This window comes from Actinomadura rudentiformis, assembly GCF_008923185.1.
GTDB lineage: Bacteria > Actinomycetota > Actinomycetes > Streptosporangiales > Streptosporangiaceae > Spirillospora > Spirillospora rudentiformis.
Window position 1 is genome coordinate 93194 of sequence record NZ_WBMT01000032.1, and the last position, 26516, is coordinate 119709.

Annotated in this window: 24 protein-coding genes, 1 pseudogene and 1 riboswitch; of the genes and pseudogenes, 17 read left to right on the forward strand and 8 right to left on the reverse strand. The window is 69.3% G+C overall.

Features of this window, described 5'->3' with window-relative positions:
• Window positions 1–108: 108 nt before the first annotated feature.
• On the reverse strand, window positions 109–1332 hold the full coding sequence (locus F8566_RS46490; RefSeq protein WP_225994156.1) for an MFS transporter: 1224 nt from the start codon (window positions 1330–1332) through the stop codon (window positions 109–111).
• A 36-nt stretch (window positions 1333–1368) separates the two neighbouring features.
• On the opposite strand from F8566_RS46490, the gene F8566_RS46495 reads away from it, so the two are divergent.
• On the forward strand, window positions 1369–2418 hold the full coding sequence (locus F8566_RS46495) for a LacI family DNA-binding transcriptional regulator (RefSeq protein ID WP_151570301.1): 1050 nt from the start codon (window positions 1369–1371) through the stop codon (window positions 2416–2418).
• 35 nt (window positions 2419–2453) lie between these two features.
• Here F8566_RS46495 and F8566_RS46500 read toward each other — a convergent pair whose 3' ends face one another.
• Window positions 2454–3461: a helix-turn-helix domain-containing protein gene (locus tag F8566_RS46500; protein WP_151570303.1), complete on the reverse strand. Its 1008-nt coding sequence runs from the start codon at window positions 3459–3461 to the stop codon at window positions 2454–2456.
• A gap of 288 nt (window positions 3462–3749) precedes the next feature.
• On the opposite strand from F8566_RS46500, the gene F8566_RS46505 reads away from it, so the two are divergent.
• The gene (locus F8566_RS46505; protein WP_151570305.1) at window positions 3750–6122 is read left to right on the forward strand and encodes a glycoside hydrolase family 3 C-terminal domain-containing protein; all 2373 of its coding nucleotides are present in this window, start codon (window positions 3750–3752) and stop codon (window positions 6120–6122) included.
• Window positions 6123–6202: 80 nt separating this feature from the next.
• Here F8566_RS46505 and F8566_RS46510 read toward each other — a convergent pair whose 3' ends face one another.
• The 3 genes from F8566_RS46510 to F8566_RS46520 all read right to left on the reverse strand — a co-directional run bounded on the left by F8566_RS46510 (window position 6203) and on the right by F8566_RS46520 (window position 8243).
• A complete protein-coding gene (locus F8566_RS46510) occupies window positions 6203–6526 on the reverse strand; it encodes a DMT family transporter (protein WP_151570307.1) in 324 nt (107 codons plus the stop codon).
• 18 nt (window positions 6527–6544) lie between these two features.
• A riboswitch (guanidine-III (ykkC-III) riboswitch) is annotated at window positions 6545–6610 on the reverse strand.
• Window positions 6611–6664: 54 nt separating this feature from the next.
• Window positions 6665–7582, reverse strand: a complete 918-nt coding sequence (locus tag F8566_RS46515; protein ID WP_151570309.1) for an NAD(P)-dependent oxidoreductase — start codon at window positions 7580–7582, stop codon at window positions 6665–6667.
• Window positions 7583–7592: 10 nt separating this feature from the next.
• Window positions 7593–8243 carry a helix-turn-helix domain-containing protein gene (locus F8566_RS46520; protein ID WP_151570311.1) on the reverse strand — a complete coding sequence of 217 codons (651 nt, stop codon included), beginning with the start codon at window positions 8241–8243 and terminating at the stop codon, window positions 7593–7595.
• Between the two features lie 121 nt (window positions 8244–8364).
• Here F8566_RS46520 and F8566_RS46525 point away from each other — a divergent pair, with 121 nt between their 5' ends.
• The 9 genes from F8566_RS46525 to F8566_RS46565 all read left to right on the forward strand — a co-directional run bounded on the left by F8566_RS46525 (window position 8365) and on the right by F8566_RS46565 (window position 18571).
• Entirely contained in the window at window positions 8365–9702 is a 1338-nt protein-coding gene (locus F8566_RS46525) for a M24 family metallopeptidase (protein ID WP_151570314.1), read from the forward strand.
• Complete coding sequence (locus F8566_RS46530; RefSeq protein WP_225994157.1) at window positions 9699–10679, forward strand: thiamine pyrophosphate-dependent dehydrogenase E1 component subunit alpha; 981 nt, start codon at window positions 9699–9701, stop codon at window positions 10677–10679. The genes F8566_RS46525 and F8566_RS46530 overlap by 4 nt, the downstream gene beginning before the upstream one ends.
• Complete coding sequence (locus F8566_RS46535; protein WP_151570316.1) at window positions 10667–11650, forward strand: alpha-ketoacid dehydrogenase subunit beta; 984 nt, start codon at window positions 10667–10669, stop codon at window positions 11648–11650. Before F8566_RS46530 ends, F8566_RS46535 begins: the two co-directional genes overlap by 13 nt.
• 23 nt (window positions 11651–11673) lie before the next feature.
• Window positions 11674–13032 carry an amidohydrolase family protein gene (locus tag F8566_RS46540; protein ID WP_151570318.1) on the forward strand — a complete coding sequence of 453 codons (1359 nt, stop codon included), beginning with the start codon at window positions 11674–11676 and terminating at the stop codon, window positions 13030–13032.
• Window positions 13029–13919 carry a cupin domain-containing protein gene (locus F8566_RS46545; RefSeq protein WP_151570320.1) on the forward strand — a complete coding sequence of 297 codons (891 nt, stop codon included), beginning with the start codon at window positions 13029–13031 and terminating at the stop codon, window positions 13917–13919. Before F8566_RS46540 ends, F8566_RS46545 begins: the two co-directional genes overlap by 4 nt.
• A complete protein-coding gene (locus F8566_RS46550; protein ID WP_151570322.1) occupies window positions 13916–14599 on the forward strand; it encodes an SDR family NAD(P)-dependent oxidoreductase in 684 nt (227 codons plus the stop codon). Before F8566_RS46545 ends, F8566_RS46550 begins: the two co-directional genes overlap by 4 nt.
• Window positions 14600–14847: 248 nt before the next feature.
• Window positions 14848–16458: an amino acid adenylation domain-containing protein gene (locus F8566_RS46555; RefSeq protein ID WP_151570324.1), complete on the forward strand. Its 1611-nt coding sequence runs from the start codon at window positions 14848–14850 to the stop codon at window positions 16456–16458.
• The gene (locus tag F8566_RS46560; protein ID WP_151570326.1) at window positions 16455–17789 is read left to right on the forward strand and encodes a ferredoxin reductase domain-containing protein; all 1335 of its coding nucleotides are present in this window, start codon (window positions 16455–16457) and stop codon (window positions 17787–17789) included. Before F8566_RS46555 ends, F8566_RS46560 begins: the two co-directional genes overlap by 4 nt.
• Window positions 17790–17806: 17 nt before the next feature.
• Complete coding sequence (locus tag F8566_RS46565) at window positions 17807–18571, forward strand: enoyl-CoA hydratase-related protein (RefSeq protein WP_151570328.1); 765 nt, start codon at window positions 17807–17809, stop codon at window positions 18569–18571.
• A 99-nt stretch (window positions 18572–18670) separates the two neighbouring features.
• Here the strand turns inward: F8566_RS46565 and F8566_RS46570 are convergent, their stop codons facing one another.
• The gene (locus tag F8566_RS46570; protein ID WP_151570331.1) at window positions 18671–20401 is read right to left on the reverse strand and encodes an alpha/beta hydrolase; all 1731 of its coding nucleotides are present in this window, start codon (window positions 20399–20401) and stop codon (window positions 18671–18673) included.
• A 511-nt stretch (window positions 20402–20912) separates the two neighbouring features.
• Between F8566_RS46570 and F8566_RS46575 the strand changes: the two genes are divergently transcribed.
• The gene (locus F8566_RS46575; protein ID WP_151570333.1) at window positions 20913–21566 is read left to right on the forward strand and encodes a hypothetical protein; all 654 of its coding nucleotides are present in this window, start codon (window positions 20913–20915) and stop codon (window positions 21564–21566) included.
• Window positions 21567–21848: 282 nt separating this feature from the next.
• Here F8566_RS46575 and F8566_RS46580 read toward each other — a convergent pair whose 3' ends face one another.
• A complete protein-coding gene (locus F8566_RS46580) occupies window positions 21849–22118 on the reverse strand; it encodes a hypothetical protein (protein WP_151570335.1) in 270 nt (89 codons plus the stop codon).
• 231 nt (window positions 22119–22349) lie between these two features.
• On the opposite strand from F8566_RS46580, the gene F8566_RS50640 reads away from it, so the two are divergent.
• The 5 genes and pseudogenes from F8566_RS50640 to F8566_RS46600 all read left to right on the forward strand — a co-directional run.
• The gene (locus tag F8566_RS50640; protein ID WP_192810243.1) at window positions 22350–23099 is read left to right on the forward strand and encodes a hypothetical protein; all 750 of its coding nucleotides are present in this window, start codon (window positions 22350–22352) and stop codon (window positions 23097–23099) included.
• A complete protein-coding gene (locus tag F8566_RS46585; protein ID WP_192810244.1) occupies window positions 23081–23797 on the forward strand; it encodes a pentapeptide repeat-containing protein in 717 nt (238 codons plus the stop codon). Before F8566_RS50640 ends, F8566_RS46585 begins: the two co-directional genes overlap by 19 nt.
• Before the next feature lie 59 nt (window positions 23798–23856).
• Window positions 23857–24543: a maleylpyruvate isomerase family mycothiol-dependent enzyme gene (locus F8566_RS46590; RefSeq protein WP_151570339.1), complete on the forward strand. Its 687-nt coding sequence runs from the start codon at window positions 23857–23859 to the stop codon at window positions 24541–24543.
• A 450-nt stretch (window positions 24544–24993) separates the two neighbouring features.
• Window positions 24994–25572, forward strand: coding sequence for a dihydrofolate reductase family protein (locus F8566_RS46595; protein WP_151570342.1), 579 nt, complete (start codon window positions 24994–24996; stop codon window positions 25570–25572).
• 30 nt (window positions 25573–25602) lie between these two features.
• Window positions 25603–25683, forward strand: a pseudogene (locus F8566_RS46600) (IS5/IS1182 family transposase); the annotation flags it as partial.
• A gap of 152 nt (window positions 25684–25835) precedes the next feature.
• On the opposite strand, the gene F8566_RS50645 reads toward F8566_RS46600, so the two are convergent.
• A partial coding sequence (locus F8566_RS50645; protein ID WP_192810245.1) for a hypothetical protein occupies window positions 25836–26516 on the reverse strand: 681 nt, incomplete at its 5' end.

A 26516-nucleotide genomic window follows, 5' to 3' on the forward strand; every position in this document is an offset into this window, starting at 1 on the left:
TGCCCGTCGGTTTGCCCGAGAACGTACCGTGCTCCCACCACCGAAACCGTGTAGCGCGACACAATTTGCAGGAGCACCGACGTAGCAGGACTCAGCAGTCCAGCCGAATCAACAGCATGGCTGCTGGCCTGCGCTTAGGGGAGTGCTGCGTGCTGCCTCGTTGTTGCTGCGGTGCGTTGGGTTGGCAAAGCCGCTGACGCGCAGGAGGGCTGGAGCCAGGAGGGAAAGGGCTGCCGCGAGTGCCGCGACCGCGAACATGGCTCCGCGCAGGCCCACAACGTCGGCCCATAGTCCGACGTAGACCGGGCCGAAGAGGAATCCGAGGTAGGACACGGTCGTGACGATCGAGGTCGCGCTGCCGCGGCGGGACTCGTCGACGTTCAGGGAGACGACGCTGAGGAGAGTCGGGAAGAGCACTCCGGTCCCGGCGGCGGCCGCCGCGAGACCCAGTGCGGCGATGAGCAGGGTGGGCGCGGTGGCGATGACGGCCGTGCCGGCTGCGGCGGTCGAGGCGCCGGCGAGGAGAACGGTGCGGGCGTGGTCGGGCTTGAGGCCGCCGATGGAGAACCGTGTGATCGCGACCACGCCCGCGAACACGGCGGGGGCGACGGCGCTCGGACCTAGTCCCGTTCGAAGTTCCGCGTGGGCGAAGACTGCGCTCCAACTCTGGTGTGCGTTCTCGCTCGCGAACGCGAGCGCACCCAGCACGCCGATGAGGACGAACGGGGTGATCCTCCGATCGGGCGGTGCCGTCTTGGTGCGATCGTTCCCGTGAACGCTTGCGGGCAGTGTCTTCAGCAGGAAGGCGCAGGCTGCCAGCGAGGCAAGGGCCACGGCTGTGAAGGGGACGGCGAGCGGCTGCGCCGATGCCAGTCCGGTGGCAAGGCTTGCGAGGACCACCAGGGTGGAGAAGACGCCGTGGGCGCGGGTGATGACGGGTCGGCCGGTGATCTTCTCGGCCCGTCCGGCGACCGCGTTCATGGCCACGTCGGCCGCGCCGCTGGTGGCGCCGACGAGGGTCAGCCCGGCGCACAGGCTCGCCAGGTTCATCGCGGTCAGCGCCAGACCGGCCCCGGTGACACCGAGGGTGCCGATGGCCACGGCCGCGACCGTCAGCCCCCATCGATCGAGTGCTCTGCCCGTGAGCAACATCGCGGGAAGAGCGCCCGCGCCTACGAACAGCAGTGCCATGCCGAGCTGGCCGTCCGTGACACCGGCCTGGTGCTGGACCCGTGGTACGGAGGCACCCCACACACCCCAGAACGCGCCGAACGAGGCAAAGGCCACGAACACCGAAATGATCATGTGGCGGGGTCGGCTGGCGGTGGTCATATGTGTAACGATACACAAGCCGCTAGGGTGGACGTCATGAACTCGTCCGCGGGCTCGAAGCGGGTGACCCTCGCCCAGGTGGCAGAGCAGGCCGGCGTGTCGGTCATGACCGCCTCCTACACCTACAACCAGCCGGACCGCGTATCGGAACAGGCCCGGTCGAAGGTGCTCGCCGCCGCGTCACAGCTGGGGTACGCGGGACCTGACCCGAGCGCCCGGTCGCTGCGCCGCGGCAGTACCCGCACGCTCGGTGTCGTGATGGGTGAGCATCTGAGCTACGCGTTCGAAGACCCCGAGGCGGTGTCGTTCCTGGCCGGCATCGCCGATGTCTGCGCGGATCGCGGCTATGGCATGACCATCCTGCCGATCACAGGTGCCGCCGATGACGTCCCGCGGATCACGGCCGCCGCGGTCGATGGGTTCATTGTCTGGACGACATCTGACGACGATCCGGTGTTGGCGGCCGTCCGGGCGATGAAGCGGCCCGCCGTGGTCCACGGCGGCCCTGCCGTCCGCGGGATGGAGCTGGTGAGCATCGACAACCGCGCCGCGGCACGCGCGGTGGGCGCCGTCGCGTTCGCGGGCGCCGGACGTCCGGCCGTGGTGAGCTTTCCGCTCTCCCGAGCTCGGATCAGCACGATCACCAGTGGCGGGGACATCACGGAGGTCCTGTTCCCGGTGACGCGTGAGCGGCTGGAGGGTTACCGGCAAGCAGCTGAGGGCGCCGGCATCGCGTGGCGCGACGTGGTCATCGCCGTATGCGCACGCAATGACGCGGCCGAGGCCGAGCGAGTCGCGGCGACTCTGCTGGCCTCCGCCGAGCCGCCCGACGCGATCGCCGCCATGAGCGACCAGCAAGCGGCTGGGGTCGTCCACGCTGCCCGCGCCGCCGGTCGTGCCATCCCTGACGATCTGGCGGTCACCGGGTGGGACGACGCGGCGGTGGCGGAACGGCTCGGCCTGACAACGGTCGCGCAATCACTGCGCGAGCAGGGCGCGGCATGCGCTCACGCCGCGCTTGGAGAGAAACCGAACGCACAAACCGCGTCGTGGTCCATCGTTCGCAGAGGCAGCACGCGCCAATGACGGCCGAGAGCGGCAGAGGTTTTCTTGGTGGGGCGTTACCGGTCAGTGCCGACCTGCTTGACGGTGCGGCCTGAAGTGACAGGGCCGGTTGTCCGATGTTGTCTGCGGTATTCGTTGGGTGTAAGCCCGTAGGTGCTGCGGAAGGCCCGGGTGAAGTGCGCGGCGTGGGTGAATCCCCAGCGTGCGGCGATGACGTTGATCGGTTGGCCGGCGAGCTGGGGATCGCTCAGGTCGCGCTTGCAGCGCTCGAGTCTGCGAGCGCGGATGCGGCCGGTGACCGTGGTGTCCTGGGCCTGGAACAGGCGGTGCAGGGACCGGGGTGATATGTGGTGGGCGGCCGCGATGGTCTGTGGCGACAGCTCGGGGTCGGACAGGTGCCGGTCGATGAAGGCGTGGATCTGGGCCAGCAGCGCGTGCCGCCGGGTGTCTTCGGGCAGGGCCTTGCCCTGGTCGAGATGGTGCGCGAGCATCGCCGCGATCAGATCCACGGTGACGGTGCCCAGGCGGGCGGCGTCGGCGGGAAGGTATCGATCGGAGTATTTGATCAGGTGGCGCACATGGCTGGTGACCAGCGCGCCGATCCCTTCCCTGCCGGGCAGTGCGGTCATCACCAGCTTGCCGGCTGCGCTGTCGGGCAGTGGCAGCAGCGTGCGGGGGAACAGGACCACCGTTCCCGCACCGCCATCGCCGACGTGGTTGTGGAACGGGTGTGAGCTGTCAAGCAGCACCATGTCCGACGGTTCCGTCGCGGCAGTGAGGCCGTGCCGGCTGTACTGCGCTGAGCCGTGGTCCTGAACCAGGAGTTCGAACAGTTCAGGGTCGTTACGCCGGATCAACTGGGGGGTCCGCTGCGCTTCCAGCGCGGGCAAGGCCACCGACGACACCCGGATCTCCCCTAGTTGCAGGGTCTGGATCCTCGCCCTGATGCCGGCCGTGTCGTCACTGCGAACCTTCACGGGAAGAGTCGTTTGCGAGAGGCGCTCCAGCCAGGGCGAGAACCCCTCGTCCTCCGCCAGTGGCCATGTGACGTCAACCGTCTCCATTCACCTATCCCATCGCCGAGACCCTCACCGCACACGAGCCCCAGTCCGGCGGTCCGCGTGCGGGCCACAAGCAGTGTCCGCCGCCCCTCAGACATAGATCAACGCGCATTCCCTCATCGGTCGATTAGCCCCTGAGCAACCCAGAGCCGGCGCGAGACCTGCGGAGGGGATGGAGCGGTCTGGTCCACCAGGACTTCGGCACCGCCCGGCGCGACCGCCGTCCTGACTCCACATGATCACCTGCGGTGCCATCATGGGTGTGGGAGCGTTGAACGGAGACCACCACACATGATCGACCGTCTTCTGGCCGGCCTCGACCTGGACGTTGAGCTTCGGCTCATCACCGGGACGGGCTTGTGGTCCACAGCAGGGATACCCGAGATCGGCCTGCGCGCGATGAACCTGTCCGACGGCCCCGTCGGCGTTCGCGGGGTGTCGGAGAACGAACGGAATACCTCTGCGAGCCTGCCGTCACCGACGGCGCTGGCGGCCAGCTGGGACGACGGCCTGCTCCGGCGCATCGGTGAGTTCCTGGCGGCGGAGGCCACGGCCAAGGAGGTCGATGTCGTCCTGGGCCCGACCATCAACCTGCATCGGGTGCCGCGTGGTGGCCGCCACTTCGAGTGCTATTCCGAAGATCCCTTGCTGACCGGGCGGCTCGCCGCGGCCTATGTGGACGGCGTCCAGCGGCATGGTGTCGCCGCCTGCCCCAAGCACTTTGTCGCCAACGACTCTGAGACCGAGCGCACCACGGTGGACGTCCGCGTCGACGACCGCACGCTGCGTGAGCTCTACCTCGCCCCGTTCGAGCACGTCGTCCGCGAGAGCCGGCCGTGGTCGATCATGGCCGCCTACAACGGTGTCAACGGCGCCCCCATGACCGAGAATCCGCTTCTCGACGACCCGTTGCGCAGCGAATGGGGTTTCGATGGCGTGGTGGTGTCGGACTGGGGTGCGGTCTACTCCACCACGGCATCCGCCCGCGCCGGCGTCGACCTGGCGATGCCCGGCCCCGAAGCCCGCTGGGGGAGGCCCTTGGCCGAGGCCGTTCGCTCAGGCGCGGTCCCGGCGGAGGCGATCGACCGGAAGGTGCGCCACTTGCTGCTCTTGGCCGAGCGGGTCGGAGCCCTCCAGGATCTGCCCGCCGACCGCCCCCGCCCCGCCGCGCCCGGCCCTGCCGAAATGGCCGCGTTGGCGCGGGAGGCGTGCTCGGCGGGGATGGTGCTGCTGCGCAACCAAGGCGGTGTCCTTCCTCTGGCGGCCGATGCGACGGTGGCCCTCATCGGCCCCGGGTCCCGCGAGCCGCGTATCCAGGGCGGCGGCAGCGCCGCGGTCACCGCCCCGTACACCGTGACGCCCGAGCAGGGGATGCGGGCTGTGTGGGGCGAGCGGCTGGTGCAGGCCGACGGGGTGCGCCTGAACTCTGGACTGCGCCGGCCGGGCAAGGGCGACATCGTCTCGGGCACCCTGACGTGGTTGTCGGCCGACGGCACCGAACTGGCGACCGAGCCCGCCGACACCGCGGCCGTCTTCCGCAGCGCGGCCACCACACCGGCGGGCAGCACCGCCTGCCAACTGCGGGCGACCCTGCGCGCCGCACAGTCGGGCACCTGGCAGCTGGGCGGTTCGGGCACCGGGGACCTGCAGGTACGCCTCAACGAAGGCCCAGTCGTCGCCGAGCACACCGTCACCGACCCCCGGGACCTGATCGCTACCTTCTTCGATCCACCACAAGCGTGCACCAGCATCGATCTCCAGGCCGGGGACCAGGTCACGGTGACCGTCCGCTTCACCTGGCCCGCCAAGCTCCCCATGTTCCGTGCCCACGTGGGGCTGCGCCGGCCCGAACTTCCAGCACAGGAAGAGTTCGACCACGCCGTCCAGGCCGCCCGGAACGCGGATGTGGCCGTGGTGGTGGTCGGGACGACCGAGGCGATCGAGAGCGAGGGCTTTGACCGCGCCGACCTGAACCTGCCCGGCAGGCAGAACGAGCTGGTCACCGCCGTGGCGGCGGCCAACCCCCGCACCGTGGTCGTGGTCAACTCCGGCGCGCCGGTACTGATGCCCTGGCGCGCCGATGTCGCCGCCGTGCTGCTCGGATGGTTCCCCGGCATGGAATTCGGCAACGCCCTGGCCGACGTGCTGTCCGGAGCGGCCGAGCCGGGCGGGCGGCTGCCCACCACCTGGCCGGCCGAGGCCGCCCGGGTGCCGGTCGACGACGTCACACCGGCCGATGGAGTGCTCTCCTACACCGAAGGCCTGCACATCGGACACCGCGCCTACCTACGCGACGGCCTGACCCCTGCCTACTGGTTCGGCGCGGGCACCGGCTACACGCGCTGGGACCACGAGGAATTCACCGTCGAAGGCACCACCGCCCACGTCACGGTGCGCAACACAGGCGACCGGCCGGGCAAGCACGTCGTCCAGCTCTACCTGTCCCGCCCCGGTTCCACGATCGAACGCCCAGCCCGCTGGCTCACCGCCTACACCACGCTGCACGCCGCGCCCGGAGAACGCGTCGAGGTCACCCTCCCGATCGCCGAACGATCCTTCCAACACTGGAACGGCCACAGCTGGGAAACCGAACCCGGCCCATTCACTCTCCACCTCGCCCACTCAGCCGGAGAGATTCTCGGCGAGCTCCCCATACAGCCCTGATGGCCACGACCCGGCAGGCAAGGCCACGATCTCAGGTGGCGACGCGGTCGGATCGATGGCGGTGACCGGCGAGTTCGGGGTCAGTGGCCTCCGCCCGCCAGGTTGAGGCCGGCGACGCCGGCGAGGATGAGAGCGATTGAGGCGATCTTGATGAGGGAGACGCCCTCTCCCAGCGCGATCATGCCCAGAGTGGCGGTGCCGACGGCGCCGATGCCTGTCCAAACGGCATAGGCGGTGCCGACGTCGAGACTCTTGAGGGCGACCGCGAGAAGGCCGAAGCTGAGCGCGCCGGTGACGACGAAGCCGATGCTCGGCAGCAGCACGGAGAATCCATTGCTGTGCTTGAGCGAGAAGGCCATGGCCACCTCGAACAGACCGGCAGCGATGATCATGAGCCAGGCCATGACGGCTCCCTTCCTCAAGGAGCGTCGTCTTCGCAGGCCGGGTACGGCGCATCTCGTCCGGACGGAACCAGCTCGGCCCCGCACCGTCCACAACGAGGGCGAACGCGCGCTCATTCCCGTGTCGGTACAAGCTCCTGGTCAGGTTCCGAGGTCGTCGTCGGGTGTCACGTTCTCCGGGGTGAGTTCCAGGCCGGCTGCGGCTGCCTGTAGATCCAGGAGGATCGCGAAATCCTCGTTGACACGGCCGGATTCCACCATGGCCTGGACGAGCCCTGCCGTCAGTTCCACCGTGGGCATGGGTGCCTGGAGGTCGCGTGCGGCGGAGAGGCCGAGGTCGAAGTCCTTCTGCAGGAGCGGCGGGGTGAACGTGGGTGTGTAGTCCAGGTTGACGAACGCGTTGGTCTTGTAGCGGGTGAACACCGAGCCCAGAACGCTGTTGTTGATGAATTCCAGGAGAGCGTGCCGGGGGACTCCGCCCTTTTCGGCGAGCACGGTGATCTCCGCCAGTGTCTGGGTCAGCACGCCCAGCAGGAGGTTGTGAGCGATCTTTACGAGGCGGGCGACGTCGCCTTCGCCCGCGTACGACACCGACCTGCCCAGATGGCCGAGCAGAGGCGCCACCTTGTCGTAGGCGTCCCGGCGTCCGGAGACGACAAGAGCCAGCCGCCCCGCTCGGACGGCCACGGGGTTACCGCTGACCGGGGCGGCGAGGAACTCGGCCCCGCGTTCGGCGCATTCCCGGCGGACCGAGGCCGACGCCTCCGGGGAGACCGTCGAGCAGTCGACGATCACGCTTGGCACGCGGGACGTGTCGGCGAGGAGGCCGTCTTCGCCCAGGAGCACCTCCTGGAGTGCGGTGTCGTCGGAGACCATGGTGAACACGACGTCCTTGCCGCGCAGGTCGCCGAGCGTTCGTGCCACTGCGGCGCCGTGCTGGCGCAGGGGCTCGGCCTTGGCGGGCGTACGGTTCCAGGCGGTGAGTTCCACCTCGGCGTCGACCAGCCGTTCGGCCATGGCCGTGCCCATGCGTCCGGTACCGATCCAGCCGACGTGCATGCGCGTCCTCCTAACGCGGCCAGGAGGTCTCGGTCTCGTGGACGAACCAGACGCCCACAGCCGGGACGTCCCCCTCGTTGCGGTAACGATGCGGTGTGACCGAGGGGAAGGAGACCGCGTCGCCGGGCTCCAGGCTGTAGGTGTCGAAGCCGAGCGTCAGCGTCAGCTCCCCTTCGATCAGGTAGCCGTGTTCGACGCCTCCGTGCCTCATGAGCTTTCCGGTGCCCGAGGACGATCCGCCCGGCGCGTAGGTGACGAGCAGGAAGTCCACGTCCGTGCCGGGGACGTGGCCGAGCCGCTCCCACGTGACACCTGACTCCAGCTCCAGCACCTCGCGCTCGCCGGGCCGTACGAGCGGCCCCGTGCCCGGCGCCGGCGGGCGGAGTGCCTCGGCCACCGCTCCCGCAGGTGCTGCGGGAACGACAGTGACTGCGGCGGGGGCCGCCTCGGCGGTTTCGGCCGCGTCGAAGACGTCCTCGACGGAGATCTCCAGCGCCTGGGTGATCGCGTAGAGCGTGCTCACGGACGGCAGGCTCTTGCCCGTCTCGATCTGCGAGATCAGGCTCGCGGACACGCCGACGGCGCGCGCCAGGGCGCGCAGGGACAGGCCGCGTTTGCGCCGCTCCTCCCGGATGCGCGCGCCGACGGGCGGGACGTTCATCGGCGGCCTCCTTCCGCCCCGAGTGTACAGCAGTCATGAACACTGGCCGGGAACGTCCACCACTATTGACAGCAGTGTTCAGTGAGACTTCACTCAAAACCACGCTGGGAGGTGACCCGCCATGGCGATCAAGACCTTCGGGCCGAACGCCGTCGACTGGGAAGAACGCGTGGACCTCGATCGGCTCCGGCGCGACCGGCTGGCCAGGCTGCGCGCCGAACTCGCCCGTTCGGACCTCGGCTCGGTGCTCTCGTTCGACTTCGCCAACATCCGCTACATGACGGCCACGCACATCGGCACGTGGGCAATGGACAAGCTGATCCGTTTCGCGCTGCTCACCCGGGAGGGCGACCCGGTCATCTGGGACTTCGGGTCGGCCGCGCGCCACCACCAGATCTACAACCCGTGGCTGGGCGACGGGGCGCGCGCGGGGATCTCCACGCTGCGCGGCGCGTTCCACCCGGAGGCGGGCATCGCCGCCGACGTGGCACGCAAGGTCGCCGCCGTGCTGCGCGAGCACGGCCTGGCCGACGCGCCGCTGGGCGTCGACGTCGTCGAACCGCCGGTGCTGTTCGCGCTGCGGGACGAGGGCATCGAGGTCGTCGACGGGCAGCAGGTGTTCCTGGAGGCCCGCCGCGTCAAGACCCGCGACGAGATCGCGCTGCTCACCCAGGCATGCTCCATGGTGGACGCGGCCTACGAGGAGCTGTACGGGTTCCTGCGCCCCGGCGTCCGCGAGAACGAGTGCGTCGGCCTGGTCAGCAAAGTGCTCTACGACCTGGGCAGCGAGTACGTCGAGGGTGTCAACGCGATCTCGGGCGAACGCTGCTCCCCGCACCCGCACGTCTACAGCGACCGGCTGGTCCGTCCCGGCGACCCGGCGTTCTTCGACATCCTGCACAGCCACCTGGGCTACCGCACCTGCTACTACCGCACGTTCGCGGTCGGCAGCGCGTCGCGGGCGATGCGCGACGCCTACACGCGCTGCCGCGAGTACATGGACGAGGCGATCTCGCTGGTCAAGCCCGGCGCGACCACGGCCGACATCGTGTCGGTCTGGCCGCGCGCGCAGGAGTTCGGGTTCGCCGACGAGACCGCCGCGTTCGCGCTGCAGTACGGCCATGGCGTCGGCCTGTCGATCTGGGAGAAGCCGATCTTCAGCCGGCTCGTCTCGCTGGACCATCCCGAGACGCTGGAGCCGGGGATGGTGTTCGCGCTGGAGACGTACTGGCCCGCGTCCGACGGCTGGTCGGCGGCCAGGATCGAGGAGGAGGTCGTCGTCACGGCCGACGGCTGCGAGGTCATCACCAAGTTCCCCGCCGAGGATCTGCTGGTGGCAGGGCGCCGCTACTGGACCGCCGCCGGCCCTCTCGACACGCTGCGCGAGCCCGAGTCGCACCTCAACCGTCCGAACGAGGGCCCGCACCTCAGCCGTCCGAACGGGGGAGGCCCGCAGTGATCGGGGCGGAGGAACTGCTGGGCCTGTACGAGCAGATGGCGCTCATCCGCCGGACCGAGAAGGCCGCGCACGACCTGTTCATGGCGGGGCTCGTCAAGGGCACGACGCACCTGGCGGCAGGGCAGGAGGCGGTGGCGGTCGGTGCGTCCGCCGCCCTCCGGACCGACGACTACGTGTTCGCCACGTACCGCGGCCACCACCACGCCATGGCCAGGGGCGCGAGCGCCGAAGAATGCCTGGCCGAGCTGATGAGCAAGGCCACCGGGATATGCCGGGCCAAAGGCGGCTCGATGCACCTGACCAAGGCGTCGGCCGGGATGCTCGGCTCGTACGCCATCGTGGGCTCGCATCTCCCGATGGCGGCGGGCGCGGCCTGGTCGGCGAAGCTGCGCGGCACCGGCCAGATCGCGGTGGCGTTCTTCGGCGACGGTGCCACCAACATCGGAGCGTTCCACGAGGCCCTCAACCTGGCGGCGGTGTGGTCGCTGCCCGTGGTGTTCCTCTGCGAGAACAACTTCTACATGGAGTACACGCCGATCGGGCGGGTGACGGCGGTCGCCAACCCGGCGGCCGACCGCGCGCCCGCGTACGGGCTGAAGGGCGAGGTGATCGACGGCAACGACGTGATCGTGGTCGCCGAGGCCGTCTCGCGCGCGGCGGCCCGAGCACGCGACGGCGGCGGCCCGTCGCTGATCGAGGCGCACACCTACCGGCACTACGGGCACAGCCGCACCGATCCCGCCAAGTACCGGCCGGGGGAGGAGGTCGAGCGGTGGCTCAAGCACGACCCGCTCGACATCGCCCGGTCGCGGCTCGAAGCCCTCGGCGTCCCGGCCGGCGCGGTCGCGGAGGCCGACTCACGCGCCCGGGAAACGGTCGAGGCGGCGGTCACGGCCGCCAAGGAGGCACCGGACGCGGATCCCGCCGAGGCGTTCACGGACGTATGGGCCGACGGAGGCGCGGCATGGCGGACGTGATCACCTACCGGGCGGCGGTCGCCGAGGGCATCGCCCGCGAGATGCGCCGCGACCCGGCCGTGGTGTGCCTCGGCGAGGACATCGGCGAGGCCGAGGGCGTCTTCAAGACGACGGTGGGCCTCTACAAGGAATTCGGGCCTGACCGCGTCTGGGACACCCCGATCTCCGAGCAGGCGATCGCCGGCGCCGCCATGGGCGCGGCCATGACCGGGCTGCGCCCCGTCGCCGAGATCATGTTCAGTGACTTCCTGGCCTGCTGCTGGGACTACCTCGCCAACGAGATCCCCAAGGTCAGGTACATGACCGGCGGGCAGGTCACCGTACCGCTGGTGGTGCGGACCGCCAACGGCGGCGGGCTCGGCTTCGGCGCCCAGCACTCGCAGGCCGTGGAGAACTGGGCGCTCACCGTGCCCGGACTGAAGATCGCCGCGCCGTCCACCGCCGCCGACGTCATCGGGCTGATGGCCGCCGCGATCCGCAGCGACGACCCGGTGGTGTTCTTCGAGCACAAGGGCCTGCTGGCGGTCGAGGGACCGCTGCCGCGCGGCGACCATGTCGTCGAGCTGGGCCGGGCGGCCGTGCCGCGTCCCGGCGGCGACCTCACCATCGTCGCGCTCGCCTCCACCGTGCCCACCGCCTTGGCGGCCGCCGACCGGCTCGCGGCGCAGGACGGCGTCCACGCCGAGGTCGTCGACCTGCGCTGTCTCGTGCCGCTCGACATGACCGCCGTGCTGGAGTCGGTCGAGCGCACCTCCCGCCTGCTGATCGTCGAGGAGAACCCGTACCAGGGCGGCTGGGGCGCCACCGTCGCGTCGATCGTCGCCGACGAGGGCTTCGAGCTGCTCGACGCGCCCGTCCGCCGGGTCGCCGCCGCCTGCGTTCCGCTGCCGTTCGCGGACGCCCTGGAGGACGAGGTGATCCCGACCGTCGACAAGGTCACCGAGGCCGCACAGGCCCTCGTCCGCTACTGATCCCCCCTTTTCTGGAGGCGGCCATGACCCCGTCCGCGAAAAACCGCACGCTTCTCCGAGGCGGCCACGTGCTCACCATGGACCCGGCCCTGGGCGACCTGCCGGTCGGGGACGTCCTGATCGAGGGCGACACGATCGCCGCCGTGGACCGGCGGATCGACGCCGACGCCGACGTGGTCGACGTCGGCGGACGCATCGTCATCCCCGGTTTCGTCGACACCCACCGGCACACGTGGGAGGCGGCCATCCGCGGCTGCGCGCCCGATGCCACCCTGGACGACTACTTCGTCGAGGTGCTCGACACCTTCGCGCCCGTCTACGGCCCGGAGGACGTCTACGCGAGCAACCTCGCCGGAGCCCTCGAATGCCTGAACGCCGGCATCACGACGCTCGTCGACTGGTCCCACATCAACAACACACCCGAACATCCCGACGCCGCGATCCGCGGCCTGCAGGAGGCCGGGATACGGGCGCAGTACGCCTACGGGTCCGCCAACACCTCGCTGGCGGATTACTGGTTCGAGAGCAAGCTGGTCATCCCGAAAGACGACGTGGCGCGTATCCGCAGCACGTACTTCTCCTCCGGCGACGGCCTGCTCACCATGGCGCTCGCCACCCGCGGCCCCGGCTTCTGCGTCGACGACGTCGTACGCGCCGAATGGGCCCTCGCGCGCGAGCTGGACATCCCCATCACCGTCCACGTCGGAATGGGTCGCCTGGCCGGACGCTTCGGCATGGTCAAGCAGCTCGACGCACTCGGCCTCCTCGGCGCCGACACGACCTTCATCCACTGCTGCTACTTCTCCGACGAGGAATGGCGGCTGGTCGCCGACAGCGGCGGCACCATCTCCATCGCGCCCCAGGTCGAGCTGCAGATGGGGCACGGCTGGCCGCCCGTCATGAAGGCCATCGAGAACGGGCTGCGGCCCAGCCTGTCCATCGACGTGGTCACCACCGTTCCCGGCGACATGTTCACCCAGATGCGCGCGGCGTTCGGCGCGGAACGCGCACGGGTCAACGCGGCCTGCTGGGAGGCCGACACACCCGTCCCGGATACCATGCTCACCGCCCGCCAGATGCTGGAGATGGCCACCGTCCATGGCGCGCACGTCGCCGGGCTCGAAGATCGCACCGGCTCCCTGACGCCCGGCAAGCAGGCCGACATCGTCGTCCTGGACGCCTCGTCGCTCAACATGGCGCCCGTCCATGACCCGGTCGCCGCCGTCACGCTGTGCGCCGACGTCTCCAACGTGGAGACCGTCATCGTGGGCGGGACCTTCCGCAAGCGCGACGGCCGCCTGCTGGCCGATGTCGACCGGGCGCGCGGCCTCGTCGAGGCGTCCCGCGACCGTCTGGTCGCCGCTGTGGAGAGCAAGGCATGACGGTACGACACGTTGTGCGCCGGGCGGCGGAGGCCGACTTCGCCGCCCGCGCCTCCGGCTGCCGCGTGTGGCCAGCCGTCGGGGAGCAGACCGGCGCCGTGCACACCGGCTTCGCGATCTGCGAACTGCCGCCGGGCGGGACGTTGGCCGCGCACCTGCACTCGTTCGAGGAGTCCTTCTTCGTGCTGGAAGGCTCGGCCGTCCTCACCACACCGGAGGGTTCCGTCCGGCTGACTCCGGGCGACTACGGCATCGTCCCTGTCGGCGTGCCCCACACCTGGCGGAACGACGACGACGTCCTGTGCCGCTGGGCGGAGATGCAGGCGCCGCAGCCCCGATCGCGCTACGACGACGACACGTTCCTGGTGGCCTCGCCTCCGATGCCGATGCCGATGCCGGCGCCGGTTCCGGTGAACGTCCGCGACCCTCGGACGCGCCGCTACGGGCACATCGAACCCGCCAACATGGACCCGGACAAGCAGACCCAGGACGTTCTGGCCGTCTCGGCGAGCATGCGCACCGCCCTGCTCGTCTACAGCGGCATCACCGTCAAGATGATGGTCGACGGCGACCTCGGCGCCCGGCTGTCGACCATGTTCATGGTCCAGTACGACCCCGAGGGGGTGGCGGGCCCGCACGACCACCCGTTCGAGGAGACCTACCTCATCCTCGAGGGCAGCACCGAAGCGGTCTTCGACGGCGAACGCCACCTTCTCGGCCCCGGCGACATCGCCTGGGCGGGCGCCGGATGCGTCCACTCCTTCACCAATGCGGGACCGGGTCGCGTCCGCTGGCTGGAGACGCAGGCACCGCAACCCCCGTCCCGCCACTCCTACAGATTCGTCCGCGACTGGGAACCTCTGCGCACCGAAGGGACAGGGCAATGACCACCATCGTGATCGTCGGCGGCACCTCCGGCATCGGCCACGAGCTCGCCCGCCACTACGCCGCGGAGGGCGCCGACGTCGTCATCACCGGGCGCGACGCATCGCGTGCCGCCACCGCCGCGAAGGAGATCGACGGCGCCCGCGGCGTCGCGTTCGACCTGACCCGACCCGACGAGATCGCGCCCGCGCTCGCCGACGTGGAGCAGGTCGACCACCTCGTGCTCACCGCGATCGACCGCGACCACAACACCGCCGCCGACTACCGTCTCGACGGCGCGCAACGCCTGACGACCCTCAAGCTCGTCGGCTACACCGAGGTCGTGCACGCACTGCTCCCGCGCATGAGCCGCGACGCGTCGATCGTCATCTTCGGAGGACTGGCCAAGGACCGCCCCTACCCGGGCTCCACCACGGTCTCCACCGTGAACGGCGCGGTGATGGGACTCGTCCACACCCTCGCCGTGGAACTGGCGCCGATCCGCGTCAACGCCGTTCACCCCGGCATCGTCGGCGACAGCCCGTTCTGGCGCGACAAGCCCTTGGACGCCATCGTCTCCCGGACCCCGCTCGGCCGTCTCACCACCATGGCGGACGTGGTCGACGCCGTCGCCTTCCTCCTGCGGAACCGCTCGGTCAACGGCGTGAACCTCAGCATCGACGGAGGCTGGCTGCTGACCTAGAACGAACGGGACCCCGCCCGCCGCCCAGAGCGAACGGGATCCCGTCCCGCCGTCGAGATCTGACGGGACCGGCAGCACGATCACGGCATGTTTTCACGATCTTTCAGGCCGGGTGAACCAGGCTCGCGCGACGCACGTGGTGGGGACGTAGGTGGTTGAAAAATACAGAAATAACGCCTGTGACGGTTGTTAAAGAATGAACCTTTTGTTCTCATTGTGATCTCTGACACCTCCCGTTAAGGAGAGTCATGAGAGATCACACAACCCTCCCCTGCCCAAGCGGATCAAGCGGAATCCCCTGGTCAACGCCACTCCTCGACCACCTCTCCCCGGAGGACCGCCGGCTGTTCCGGCGGTTCGGACAGGGGCCGGCGCAGCCCGTCCCGCACACGCGCATCCATCACGCGGTCGAACAATGGGCTGCCGACATCCCGCACGCCGTCGCCGTCGAGCACCGCGACGAGACGATCACCTATGGCGAGCTCGACCGGCGGGCGGGGAGGCTGGCCGTCCTGCTGGCCCGGCACGGCGTCCGGCCCGGCGACAACGTCGCGCTGTTCGTGCGGCGCGGCGTCCCGATGGTGGTCGGCCTGCTGGCCGCGCTGAAGGCGGGCGCCGCGTACGTGCCGCAGGACGTCGGCGTCGCCCCGGAGGCCCAGCTCCGTCATGTCATCGCCACGGCTGGGACCCGGGTGATCCTGACGCAGTCGGACGTCAGCGATCGTGTGCCCGTCCCCGATGGGCACGTGTGCCTTCCCGTCGACCGCCTTCCCGTCGACCGCCTTCCCGTCGACATCGACGACCGTCCGGTCGACGGCGAGCCGCCGGAGCCGAGTCCCGACGACGGCTGCTACGTGCTGTTCACCTCGGGCACCACCGGACGGCCCAACGGCGTCAAGGTGACGCATCGCAACGTCTGCAACATCCTGCTCACCGCGCCGGGCGATCTCGGCATGCGGCCCGGGCAGCGGGTGGGGCAGATCCTCAACATCGCGTTCGACATGGCCGCCTGGGAGATCCTGGGCGCGCTGAGCCACGGCGCGACGGTCGTGATCCGCGGCAAGGACATCGCCGAGACCGTGGAGACCGTGCACGTGGTGATCGCGACTCCCACCATCCTGGCCTCGGTCGACCCGGCCCGGTGCGGCGGTGTCGAGGTGGCGGCCGTGGCGGGGGAGCCGTGCCCGCGCACGCTCGCCGACCGCTGGGCGTCCTTCTGCACGTTCCACAACGCGTGCGGCCCCACCGAGACCACCATCGTCAACACCATGCAGCGGCACGACCCGGCCGCGATCCGCCTGACCATCGGACGTCCCACGCCCAACAACACCGTCTACGTGCTCGACGAGCACCGGCGTCCGCTGCCGATCGGCGAGGTCGGCGAGATGTGGGCCGGAGGCGACTGCGTGTCCGCCGGGTATCTGCGCGATCCCGAGCTGAACGCCGAACGCTACGCCCCCGACCCGTTCCTCGGGGGCGGACGGATGATGTTCCGCACCCGCGACCTCGGCCGCTGGACCCCCGACGGCGAGCTGGAACACCTCGGCCGTACCGACGACCAGGTCAAGATCCGCGGGTTCCGGGTCGAGCTGGACTCGGTCTCGGCCGTCCTGGAGTCGGTGCCGGGATGCGGCCGCGCGGCCACGCTCAAGCTGGACGAGCGGACGCTCGTCTCGTTCGTCGCGCCCGCTCACATCGATCCGGAGGCGGCTCGCCGCGCGGTCGCCGACGCGCTGCCGTACTACTGCGTCCCGGCAGCCGTGCACATGCTGCCGGAACTCCCGATGACCAGCCGGGGCAAGGTCGACAAGGGCGCGCTCCTGCGCCTGGCGACCGCGAGGGCGGAGGTCGCCTCATGACGACCACCCACGCCGACCTCGGGACGAACGTCGAGCTACCACCGCCGGCCTCGCCGCTGCGGCGCGCGTTCAAACATCCGCGCCTGATGCACTACAACCGGCTCGCCGCCCTGGTGCTCGCGGCCAACCTCGTGCCGCTCGCGTACGGGCTGGGCGCGGGCGGGTGGTGGACGCGCGGCGGCGTCGACCTGCGCGCCCTGTCGTACGCGGCGCTGGCGAACGTCGCGCTCGCCGTGATCGTCCGCCAGCAGTACGTCATCAACCTGTTCTTCTGGATCGCCACGCGACCGCCCACCAGCTGGCCGCTGAAGATCCGCTGGACGCTGGGGAAGGTGTACCACTTCGGCGGCATGCACGTCGGCGGCACCGTCGCGGGAACGCTCTGGTTCCTGGCCCTGGTCGGCGGGCTGACCCACCACGCCGCACGCGACCTGGGCGGCGGTGCCACGGCGGGCACACTTGCCGTCTCCTATGCGCTCGTCGGGCTGCTCGCCGCCATGGTCGTCACGGCGTTGCCGCCGTTGCGCGCCAAGCACCACGACGTCTTCGAACGGACGCACCGCTTCGCGGGCTGGGCCGTGCTCGCGCTGTTCTGGGCTCAGACGATCCTGTTCGCGCGGGCCACCGGGCAGGATCTGGCGACGGCGCCGAGCGTGTGGGTCCTGAGTGTGATCACGTTCAGCATCGCGCTGCCGTGGCTGCGGCTGCGGCGGGTGCCGGTCGTCCTCGACCGTCCCTCGTCGCATGTGGTGCTGGCGCACTTCGACCACGGTGTGACCCCCTTCGCCGGATCCTCGACCGCGGTCAGCCGGAACCCGCTGCTGGAATGGCACTCGTTCGCCAACGTTCCCTCGCCGGGCAGGTCGGGGTTCCGCCTCACCATCTCCCGCGCGGGCGACTGGACGGGATCGTTCATCGACGACATGCCCTCGCACGTGTGGGTCAAGGGCATCACCACCGCGGGCGTCGCCAACATCGAGACCCTGTTCACGAAGGTCGTCTACGTGGCCACCGGCAGCGGCATCGGGCCGTGCCTGCCGCATCTGCTCGCCCAGGAGGTGCCCGCCCGGCTGGTGTGGTCGGCGCGGCGGCACCGGGAGACGTTCGGCGACGCGCTCCTCGACGAGATCCTCTCCGTCCAGCCCGACGCGGTGCTGTGGGACACCGCCGACCGCGGCAAGCCCGACATGGTGCGGCTGGCCTACCAGGCGTACGAGGAGTTCGGCGCCGAGGCCGTCATCTGCATCTCCAACAAGAAGCTCACCTGGCAGGTCGTGCAGGGCATGGAACGGCGCGGCATCCCCGCGTTCGGCGCGATCTGGGACTCCTGAGGAACACGGAGGGACACATGAACGTCAAGATCGAACGCGAGGGCCGGGTCGTCACCGCGCGCCTGCACCGTCCCGAGGTGCTCAACGCGCTGAACACCGCGCTCATGGAGGACCTGGTCGGCGCGCTGGCGCCGCTCGACCGCGACCCGGACGTCGGCTGCTTCGTCATCACCGGATCCGAGCGCGCGTTCGCGGCCGGAGCCGACATCAGGGAGATGGCGCCGAAGACGCCGATGGAACTGCTGGAAGAGGACTTCTTCTCCGGCTGGGAGGCGTTCGCCGCGCTGCGCACGCCCAAGCTCGCCGCGGTGGCGGGCCACGCGCTCGGCGGCGGCTGCGAGCTGGCGATGATGTGCGACGTGATCATCGCGGCGGACGACGCCCGGTTCGGCCAGCCCGAGATCCGCCTGGGCGTGATCCCCGGCATCGGCGGCACCCAGCGGCTCACCCGCCTGGTCGGCCGGGCCCGTGCGATGGACATGATCCTCACCGGCCGGACCATCGACGCCGCCGAGGCCGAACGCGCCGGGCTGGTGTCCCGCGTCGTGCCCGCCGGCCGCCTCCGGGCCGAGGCCGCCGAGACGGCCACGACGATCGCCTCGTACAGCAAGCCCGCGGTCCTGGCCGCCCGCGAGGCGGTCAACCGCGCCGAGGAGACCTCCCTGCGGGAGGGCGTGCTGTTCGAACGGCGGCTCTTCCACGCGCTGTTCGCGGGCGACGACCAGACCGAGGGCATGCGCGCCTTCCTGGAAAAGAGGGAGCCGCGTTTCACAGGCCGATGAGACTGACATAAGTGGCAACCCACGAGAACGCCCCCTCGCCGCCGCCCGGCGAGGGGGCACGCCCTCTCCATGAGCGAGCGAGGTGTCGGCCGGCAGGGGTCAGTCGTTGGCGTTGATCCATTTGAGGAGGGTGTCGCGTTCGCCGGGGAGTACGAGGAGGCCCATGCCGTGGGCGTCTCCTGCGACGGTGCGGGCGGTGCAGGGTACGCGCTTGGCTCGGAGCCGTTCGCAGAGCCTCGTCGAGTGGTGGGGTGGGACGAAGTCCTGCTGGGAGTGGATCAGGTACATGGGCGGGTCGTAGGTACTGGCGCGGTTGAAGCTGACCGCGTCGACCCAGCGGTTCCAGCAGGTGGTGTTGGCCTTGTCGGGTGTGCAGCGCAGGAGCAGCATCGAGGTGTCGCGGAGTCTGTGCCGGGTGTTGTCGGCGGTCGCGGTCTGCCCGTCCCAGTAGGCGTGGTAGGGACTGGCGGCGGGGGAGAGGGCGGCGACCGCTTTGACGGTCTTGCGTCCGTCGCCGTAGGTGCCGGTGTTGGTGGCCAGGTGGCCGCCGGCGGAGGTGCCGAGCAGGACGATCCGGCTGGGGTTGAGGGTGTAGGTGGCGGCGCGGGACTTGATCCAGTTGATCGCTGCCAGTACGTCGGAGCGTTGCGCGGGCCAGGGGGCCTGGGTGTTGAACCGGTAGTTGAGGGAGAAGACGGCGTAGCCGCGGTCGGCGAACCAGCGGGCGTGCATGGCCCAGTTGGACTTGTCTCCCTCATACCAGTAACCACCGTGGATCATCAGGATCGCGGGCTGTTTCCAGGTGCGCTTGTAGAAGTAGGCGTCGATTTTCTGCCGCGGGTGGCGGCCGTACGCAAGCCCGTTGTGCTCGATCCGCGTCGCCCGAGCTGCGGCGCGCTGTGTCACCGCGCCGTCGTCGCTGGCGCGCATGGCCGGTATGCGTTCAGCGGGTGTGGTGGGCAGGTCCGCAGCCGCCGGCGGGGTTGCCCGTGCCGCCGTCTTGGCCCGCAGCCAGGCGAGGGTCCGTGTCTTGATCTGGTCGGTCCACAGCGTGCCGCCGCTGCTTGAACCGGGCACGGTCTGGACCCTCACGTCAAGCATGCCTTTGCGTGCGAGGGTGTCGCGTAGCCGTTCGCTGTGTGCCACCGGCACGGTGTCCCCGGCAGAGTGGATGAGGTAGTGCGGCACGGGCCAGGCGGCGGCCATGTCCTGGAGGCGCCCGGTACATCGCGCTTCGGTGAAGCTCGGGGCGCAGTTGGCCAGAACGACCACCTGGTCACGGATCTTCCGCCGATGAGTGTTGGCCCCGGTGGTCTGCGCCGCCTCGTACGCGAACGCGGGATCGGCGATCGGGGACAACCCGATCACGCCTCGCACCTGGCTGCCGACCTGGGTCGCCAGTTGCCCGCCGGCTTGTGAGCCCAGCACGGCGATCCGGTCTGGATGCACCTTGAAGGTCCTGGCCCGGCTTTTGATCCACCTGATCGCGGCGGTGGCATCGTCGCGTTGCGCGGGCCAGGCCGCGTCGGTGTTGAACCGGTGGTCGATCGAGAAGACCGCGAATCCCCGGTTGGCATACCACTGCGCGGCGGATTTCCAGTCGCCTCGCGCGCCGCTGTTCCAGTAGCCGCCGTGGATGATGATCAGTCCTGGTTGCGTGGTACCCGGTTTGGGGTCGTTCCAGTAGGCATCCAGCTTCTGCCGCACATGTGACCCGTAGGCGTAGGTCGCGGAGTGTTTGACCGCAGCCTCCGACAGTGCCATGGGAACGACCACGCTCGCGCCGACCAGTGCCACTCCAAGCACGGCCACCTGCCACGACCTGCGCATCAACCAATAAACCTTTCCTGATCACCGTCAGTGCCGAGACCTCGACGGCCGCCACGCTGTTCCCTCTGGCTTTTCACGTTCTGTAATCAACCCTTGTCGGGCCCGGTGAATGCGAACTCGCCGGCCCTTCCAGGGGAGCCGCAGGTCAAGTGGTTAGGACGCCTACCTGAACGATCCGGAGTACACGAGCCTGTGAGATCTGAATCACAGTGCCAACATGAGTCCGCCGCCGTTGAGGCACAGCGCCTTTACTGCACTCGTTCAGCATGCAGTTCTGGAAGAGTCGCCGTCAGTGCGTAATGCGCGTTGGTATGGAGATTTCTCTGGTCGTGTCAATTTGCATCTGTTTCTCTTAGGAAAATCGTACGGCCCTTTGGCGTTGAGGTCTGCAGTAGGGCCTTAGGGCCCTAGTGGGAGCTTCGTTGCGCTCAGTACGGTCCTGACAGTTGGAGAAAACAGGGCTGTAACAGTGGAGCGCAAGCCAGCTGGCCCTAAAAGAGAAAGGTGGCACATGAAAAAGATGGCGTTGCTCGTCGCGGCGGGCGCCGTGGGAATGGCGGCTACGGGCGGAGGCCTCTGGGCGGTCGCCGATCGGGAGGACACGACGGCGGCGACTGCCTCCGGGAACGGCGGCCTAGCGGGCGGTACGGGCGCCGATGCGGCGACCGGGAGTGGCACCTCCACGACAGCGGGCATGGCTGAGCGTCCCGTCTCCTTCCTTAATTTCCTCCGGGGGAAGGGACCATTCACTCATCAGAGCGACGGGATGTCGGTGTCCATGGGCACTCAGAGCTCCTGTATCCGCGGGGATTCATGGAGGATGGTCGCGATCTTCACGGTCAAGGACGTGACGCGGACCAGCGCCCACATCGTCAAAATCGTCACGAAGTACTCGGCCCCGATTCCTTCGAAGAATGTCTTCCTGGGTGCTCAGAATCTCTGGCAGGACAACGGCAAGCACCTCTTGCGGAATGACGTCGGCAATATCGTGAAGATTCGCGGAGGCCGATCCTTGACGCAGACGATCAGGGTCAACAAGACGGTGAAGTTCTCGGGGGGATACGGCGTTTTCCAGCGCAGGGCAAACATCGGGCAGGGGACCGGCGAGGCAGGCTGGTGCGGAGGACCCGGCGCGATGGAGGTCAGGTTCCGGCCGACGGCGTGACCGGCGCCCGGAACTGAACCCCGGGCCTCCGCTGATCGTGCTCTCTTCCGCCGTCCGTCCTCCGGGCGGCGGAAGTCGTGCCGGGGCTTGTAATGGGAGCGGCTCCGACAGGCTGCGCTGCGCGGTCGCACTGGCTGTTTTCCAAAACGATCGATCCACGCTGCACGATCAGCGCATCAATGACCAGCACATGACGCGCCACCGCCTCGCGCAGTCTCGTCCACCACTGCACCGTCGTTACCCGTGGCTGCCCTCGGTGGGGCAAGTGGATGCTGTCTGAGTTCAGGGTGGTGGCGAGGTGGTGGGTGCCTTCCTCGATTGGTGGGGTGTGATTCTGCTGTAGCCCATCACCAGGGCTGCGGGTCGGCCGTGCGCGGGCCCGGCGCGGTGGTGGGTGAGGATGTCGCGCCGGGCGGCAGTGGCGGCGAGGCGGGTGGTGCCCGTGCCGGCGGGCGGGTTGACCAGGATATGCAGGTCTGCGGAGATGCCGATGGCACGGTAGGTGGGCAGTCTCTGCGGACGAAGCCTCCGCCACAGACGCCGGACCTGCACAGCAAGGCCCTTGCCTCACACAGGTACATCAGCTCAGATGGGGCTCACATGGCATCAATGCTGGGCGACGTCATCCCACATGAGGCAACATTCGAGCGGGCGAATGAGCCCGAGGCGGCGGACACTCTGGTCGGGAGTGCCTTGAACGACGGCGATCGGGAGTTCGTCGAGTACTGGTGTGTGCAGGTCGCAACAATGGACGGGCCCACCCGCTCGTGATAGGTAGCGGAGATGGCGCCGCCTTACCCGTTCAACACCGAGATCTTCGTCAGCGCGGACTTACGAGCTCCAGACCTGGCGGAGCTGGCCGCCCGCCTGCGGAGTGAGTGGTCGGGGCACGACCAGGCGACCGCTCCCGCCGACCGGCCCGCTGCCGAGGCCGCGATCGTTGGCCTGTACCGGCTGATCGGCGTCGAGGAACCACGGCTGGTGTGGATCGACTCGCCCGCGGCCGCCTGCCCGCCAGGCGATGATTTCTGCGAGCCCATGGGCGCGGCGGTCGCGGAGGCGCACGGTGGACCGGCGCCGGGAGGCTGGCTGCTACCCGTACTCAATGGCAATGTCCCGGACGGCGGGTCCGGCCGATGGCGGAGCCTTCCCGGCCGGAAGGGGACGACCCTTTGGTGGCGGGCCAAAGCCCGTCGCCGGGAGGTGTGGGAGCACCGGCTGACCCTCTGGAGGGACCTGGTCGGCTCCTGCGGCGGCTGGTGGCCGTTCGAGCGGGTGTGCGTGGTGTCAGAGCGGCCGATCGAAGTTCACGTCGAGCCCCGGCACGAACGCGGTCAAGCGACGTGCGGCTGCACCGCCGCGACGGCCCGGCAATGCGCTACCGCGACGGCTGGTGCCTGTACGCACTTCACGGGCGGGTGGTCCGGGAGGACATCGCCCAGGGCGAGCGGACCGGGACTCCTCCATCCGGGCCGCGCGCCGATCTCGCCGAGCGGACAGGAACGCCTCCGCACGTGCCGCTCGCCGAGTTGATCGAGCACAACGACGCCCGGGCCATCGCCCGCCTCGTCGGCGGAGACCTCCGCGGAGCCGATCTTCGCGGCGTCCGGTTTCCCCCTCGCACCGATCTCACCCGCGCTGACCTCAGTGGAGCCGATCTGCGCCAGGCGGATCTGTCCGGGGCGGACCTGGCGGGCGACGGCGTGTACCCGAATTTCACCGGCGCCAAGCTCGTCGGAGCCGATCTGCGCGGCGCCGAGCTCGGCATCGTCCCCGACTTCAGCAGGGCGGACCTGACCGACGCCAACCTTGCCGGATTGAACCTCGGCGGTGCGCCCGAGGTTGGCTGTTCGCAGTTCACCGAGGCGAAACTGCTACGCACCATCTTCACCGGCAGCTGTCTGCTGGGTGCGGACTTCACCCGCGCGGATGTGTCCGGCGCGGATTTCGCGGGGGCCAGATTCTGGATCGGCATGGAGCGCGCATCAACCGCCGAGCAGGTGTTCTTGGCGGCGTCCCTGTTCGGCGGAGCCACCTGGGACAGCGCCACGACATGGCCCGACGACCGCCTGGCCGAAGTGTTCAGGCAGGCGTCCTATCCGGCCGCCGAAGGCACGTTCCGCGTATGTGACAAGCCGCGGCCCGGTATCGCCCCACACCCACCAGCAGGCGCCTCGGCGCAACCGGACAACGGCGGTCAAGGCGACGTCTTCGTCGACTTCGGTCGCTAGTGCCACATCAGGCAACGTTCACCCCGTTCGTGCGGCGAGTCCCGCTGTATCTTGACGCCGTGGACTACCTGGTTGCACTTCGGCGTGAACTGGATGCGTTCGGCGCCGTGCTGGATGGCGATTTGTCGGCTCCGGTCGAGCACTGCGGCGATTGGAGGCTGGTGGATCTGGCCGTACACATGGGAGCGGGGAACCTGTGGGTCGTTGCGGCGGTGCAGGAGGGGCGCAGGGACAGGTATGACGAGGACGCCGCACCCCGTGACCGGGCTGCTCTCAAGGCCTGGTACGCCGAGACGGCTGACGCGCTCATGCAGGCCTTGGCGGTTGATCCCTCGACCGAGGCGTGGACGTTCTTCCCGCCTCACACGGTCGGGTTCTGGCGTCGGCGCCGCAGCCAGGAGACGCTGGTACACCGGTGGGACGCCGAGCATGCGCTCGGCTCGACGACGCCGTTGGATCCGGCGCTCGCCGCCGACGGTGTCGCTGAGGTCTTCGACACCATGGCGCCCCGCATGATCTCCAAGGGGGCCGCCGTCCATCCCGAACAGGCCGTGCGGATCACCGCCACCGACTCTGGCCGCTGCTGGACTTACGGGACCGGTGAGCCGATCGCGGAGGTCTCGGGCACTGCCGAGGACTTGCTGCTGATGCTTTGGGGGCGCAAGCCTCGGGATACTGGATCGGTGACCTGGGCTGGGGACCGGGAGGCCGGGTTGGGTGTGCTGGCTGGGCCGCTGGTCCCCTGACGTGGGATCAGGCGACGTTCGCCCTGGCGACGCGTAGCGCCGGTCGCCGGCATTGCTTGGTGGTAGGCGTCGAACGCGATTCCGACGTCGAACGCGGCGGCCAGACCGGCGAAGGTCTCGTTGTGCCGCAACTGCACCAGTACCAGCAGGGCCTGGCGGTGTGCGCGCGGCACCCGCCACCGGCTTTCGATCGCCCGGGGGTGCTCGCGCACCAGCCGGGTCACGAAGCTCAGGGCCGGACGCGACAAATCCAGCGCAGCACGGTACAACAGCGCGTGAAGCTCCTGTGCGGACAGGTAAACCTTGGTCGACCGCCTCTCTAGCAGGAGCTTCACTCTTTGCGGGCGGCGATCGCTCGTCCGCAGCCGGCTCGTGACCTGCGTACTCAGGTTGGAATCAGCTCACTGAGAGCATCCAGATACGGGTCAAGGATCCAGAAGGGAAGAAGAGATGCGCACACTGATCTACACCGCCTTCGTCTCGCTGGACGGCGTCGTCGACTCGCCCGGCGGCGGCTCCTCTGAAAACCACCGCAGTAGCGGATGGACCTTCAAGGACATCGAGTTCCTGCCGGAGGTCTACGAGCTCAAGAGCCGGGAGATGGAGGAGGCCGGGGCGCTGATGTTCGGCCGGACCAGCTACGAGGCGTTCTCGCCGCTGTGGCCCGACATGGCGGAGTTCGCCCCGATCAAGGAGCTGCCCAAGTACGTCCTCTCGACCACCCTCGGCGAGGACGCCCTGGTCGGCAACTGGGGCGAGACCACGATCCTGCGCTCCCTGCAGGACGTCGCCAGGCTCAGGGAGACCGACGGCGGGCCCATTTTCATCCACGGCAGCGCCAGCCTCGCCCGCGGCCTCTCCGACGCGGGCCTGATCGACCGCTACGACCTGCTGCTCTTCCCGGTGCTGCTCGGAGCCGGCAAGCGCATGTTCAGCGACACCGACAAGGAGAAGCAGATGCTGAAGCTGGTCGAGTCCGAGAGCTATCCCAACGGCATCACCAAGCTCGTCTACAACGTCGTCCGCTGAGGGCCGCGCGACGGCTGCCGCGGTGGTCCGGCCGTGGCCGGGCAGGCCGTCGCCACCCTCAAGTCCTGGCGCCTGCTACGCAAAATCCGCAGCTCGCCCACCCGCGTCACCGGCCATCTTCTGCCTGCGCCTGGCCAGCTCAGGATGAAGATGGAAAACGCTCAGTGCACAACCAGCGCGGGCTCACCCGACAGCGGCCGACCGCACGTCTGGCAGTCAACTGCTCATCGAGCCCGGGACCGACCTTCCGGAGCCGCCACCGGTCAGTCTGCGTAGGGGTTGACGAAGAGATGGATGTGCTTGCGGCGGTCGCCGAAGGCGTTCACGGCGGTCATCAGGGCTCGCCAGCCGTCTGGCGTCGCGGGGTATCGGTCGTCGATGAACGAGAATTCGACTTCGCCCCTGCTGTTCACAGACGCGTCGAAGTACGCGCCGATGCCGTGCTCGTCGCGGACGTCCCAGTGGTATCCGGGGGTTTCCCGCACCTCGTACGAGATATCGTCGTCGATCCGGTGGTGCAGCTCGGTGTAGAAGTGGTCTCGGGAGGTGCTGATGAACGAGGGCTTCGGCAGTTCACCGCCGGGGATCGGCGGTAGGGCACCGGCGTCGCGGAGGGCCGCGGTCAGCCGGGCGTCGGCGTCTCCGTCGGGGTCGGGGACGCGGCCTCGTTCCCATTCCTGGATGGAGTAGGGCACGGGGCCGAGGTCACGGCCTACGCGCAGGTCGTACAGCGTGCTCATCAGCAGGTCGATCGAGTGCGGCTTCGGATCGTTCGCGCGGTCCCGCCGCAGTGCCGCCAGCCGTTCGGCCGCCTGGGGGTCTCCTGCGGCGGCGCGGACGCGCAGGAGGGCGAGCGCCCTGTCGATGTCGTCGGCGTTGATGGTCTGGTCGACCATGGCGGCGGCCTCGTCGGGGGACGCGCGGATGATCTCGATGCGGTCCGG

Coding starts and splice junctions, on each gene's coding strand:
- F8566_RS46490 (WP_225994156.1), bottom strand. CDS start 1,332: ATGACCACCGCCAGCCGACCCCGCCACATGATCATTTCGGTGTTCGTG.
- F8566_RS46495 (WP_151570301.1), top strand. CDS start 1,369: ATGAACTCGTCCGCGGGCTCGAAGCGGGTGACCCTCGCCCAGGTGGCA.
- F8566_RS46500 (WP_151570303.1), bottom strand. CDS start 3,461: ATGGAGACGGTTGACGTCACATGGCCACTGGCGGAGGACGAGGGGTTC.
- F8566_RS46505 (WP_151570305.1), top strand. CDS start 3,750: ATGATCGACCGTCTTCTGGCCGGCCTCGACCTGGACGTTGAGCTTCGG.
- F8566_RS46510 (WP_151570307.1), bottom strand. CDS start 6,526: ATGGCCTGGCTCATGATCATCGCTGCCGGTCTGTTCGAGGTGGCCATG.
- F8566_RS46515 (WP_151570309.1), bottom strand. CDS start 7,582: ATGCACGTCGGCTGGATCGGTACCGGACGCATGGGCACGGCCATGGCC.
- F8566_RS46520 (WP_151570311.1), bottom strand. CDS start 8,243: ATGAACGTCCCGCCCGTCGGCGCGCGCATCCGGGAGGAGCGGCGCAAA.
- F8566_RS46525 (WP_151570314.1), top strand. CDS start 8,365: ATGGCGATCAAGACCTTCGGGCCGAACGCCGTCGACTGGGAAGAACGC.
- F8566_RS46535 (WP_151570316.1), top strand. CDS start 10,667: ATGGCGGACGTGATCACCTACCGGGCGGCGGTCGCCGAGGGCATCGCC.
- F8566_RS46540 (WP_151570318.1), top strand. CDS start 11,674: ATGACCCCGTCCGCGAAAAACCGCACGCTTCTCCGAGGCGGCCACGTG.
- F8566_RS46545 (WP_151570320.1), top strand. CDS start 13,029: ATGACGGTACGACACGTTGTGCGCCGGGCGGCGGAGGCCGACTTCGCC.
- F8566_RS46550 (WP_151570322.1), top strand. CDS start 13,916: ATGACCACCATCGTGATCGTCGGCGGCACCTCCGGCATCGGCCACGAG.
- F8566_RS46555 (WP_151570324.1), top strand. CDS start 14,848: ATGAGAGATCACACAACCCTCCCCTGCCCAAGCGGATCAAGCGGAATC.
- F8566_RS46560 (WP_151570326.1), top strand. CDS start 16,455: ATGACGACCACCCACGCCGACCTCGGGACGAACGTCGAGCTACCACCG.
- F8566_RS46565 (WP_151570328.1), top strand. CDS start 17,807: ATGAACGTCAAGATCGAACGCGAGGGCCGGGTCGTCACCGCGCGCCTG.
- F8566_RS46570 (WP_151570331.1), bottom strand. CDS start 20,401: ATGCGCAGGTCGTGGCAGGTGGCCGTGCTTGGAGTGGCACTGGTCGGC.
- F8566_RS46575 (WP_151570333.1), top strand. CDS start 20,913: ATGAAAAAGATGGCGTTGCTCGTCGCGGCGGGCGCCGTGGGAATGGCG.
- F8566_RS50640 (WP_192810243.1), top strand. CDS start 22,350: ATGGCGCCGCCTTACCCGTTCAACACCGAGATCTTCGTCAGCGCGGAC.
- F8566_RS46595 (WP_151570342.1), top strand. CDS start 24,994: ATGCGCACACTGATCTACACCGCCTTCGTCTCGCTGGACGGCGTCGTC.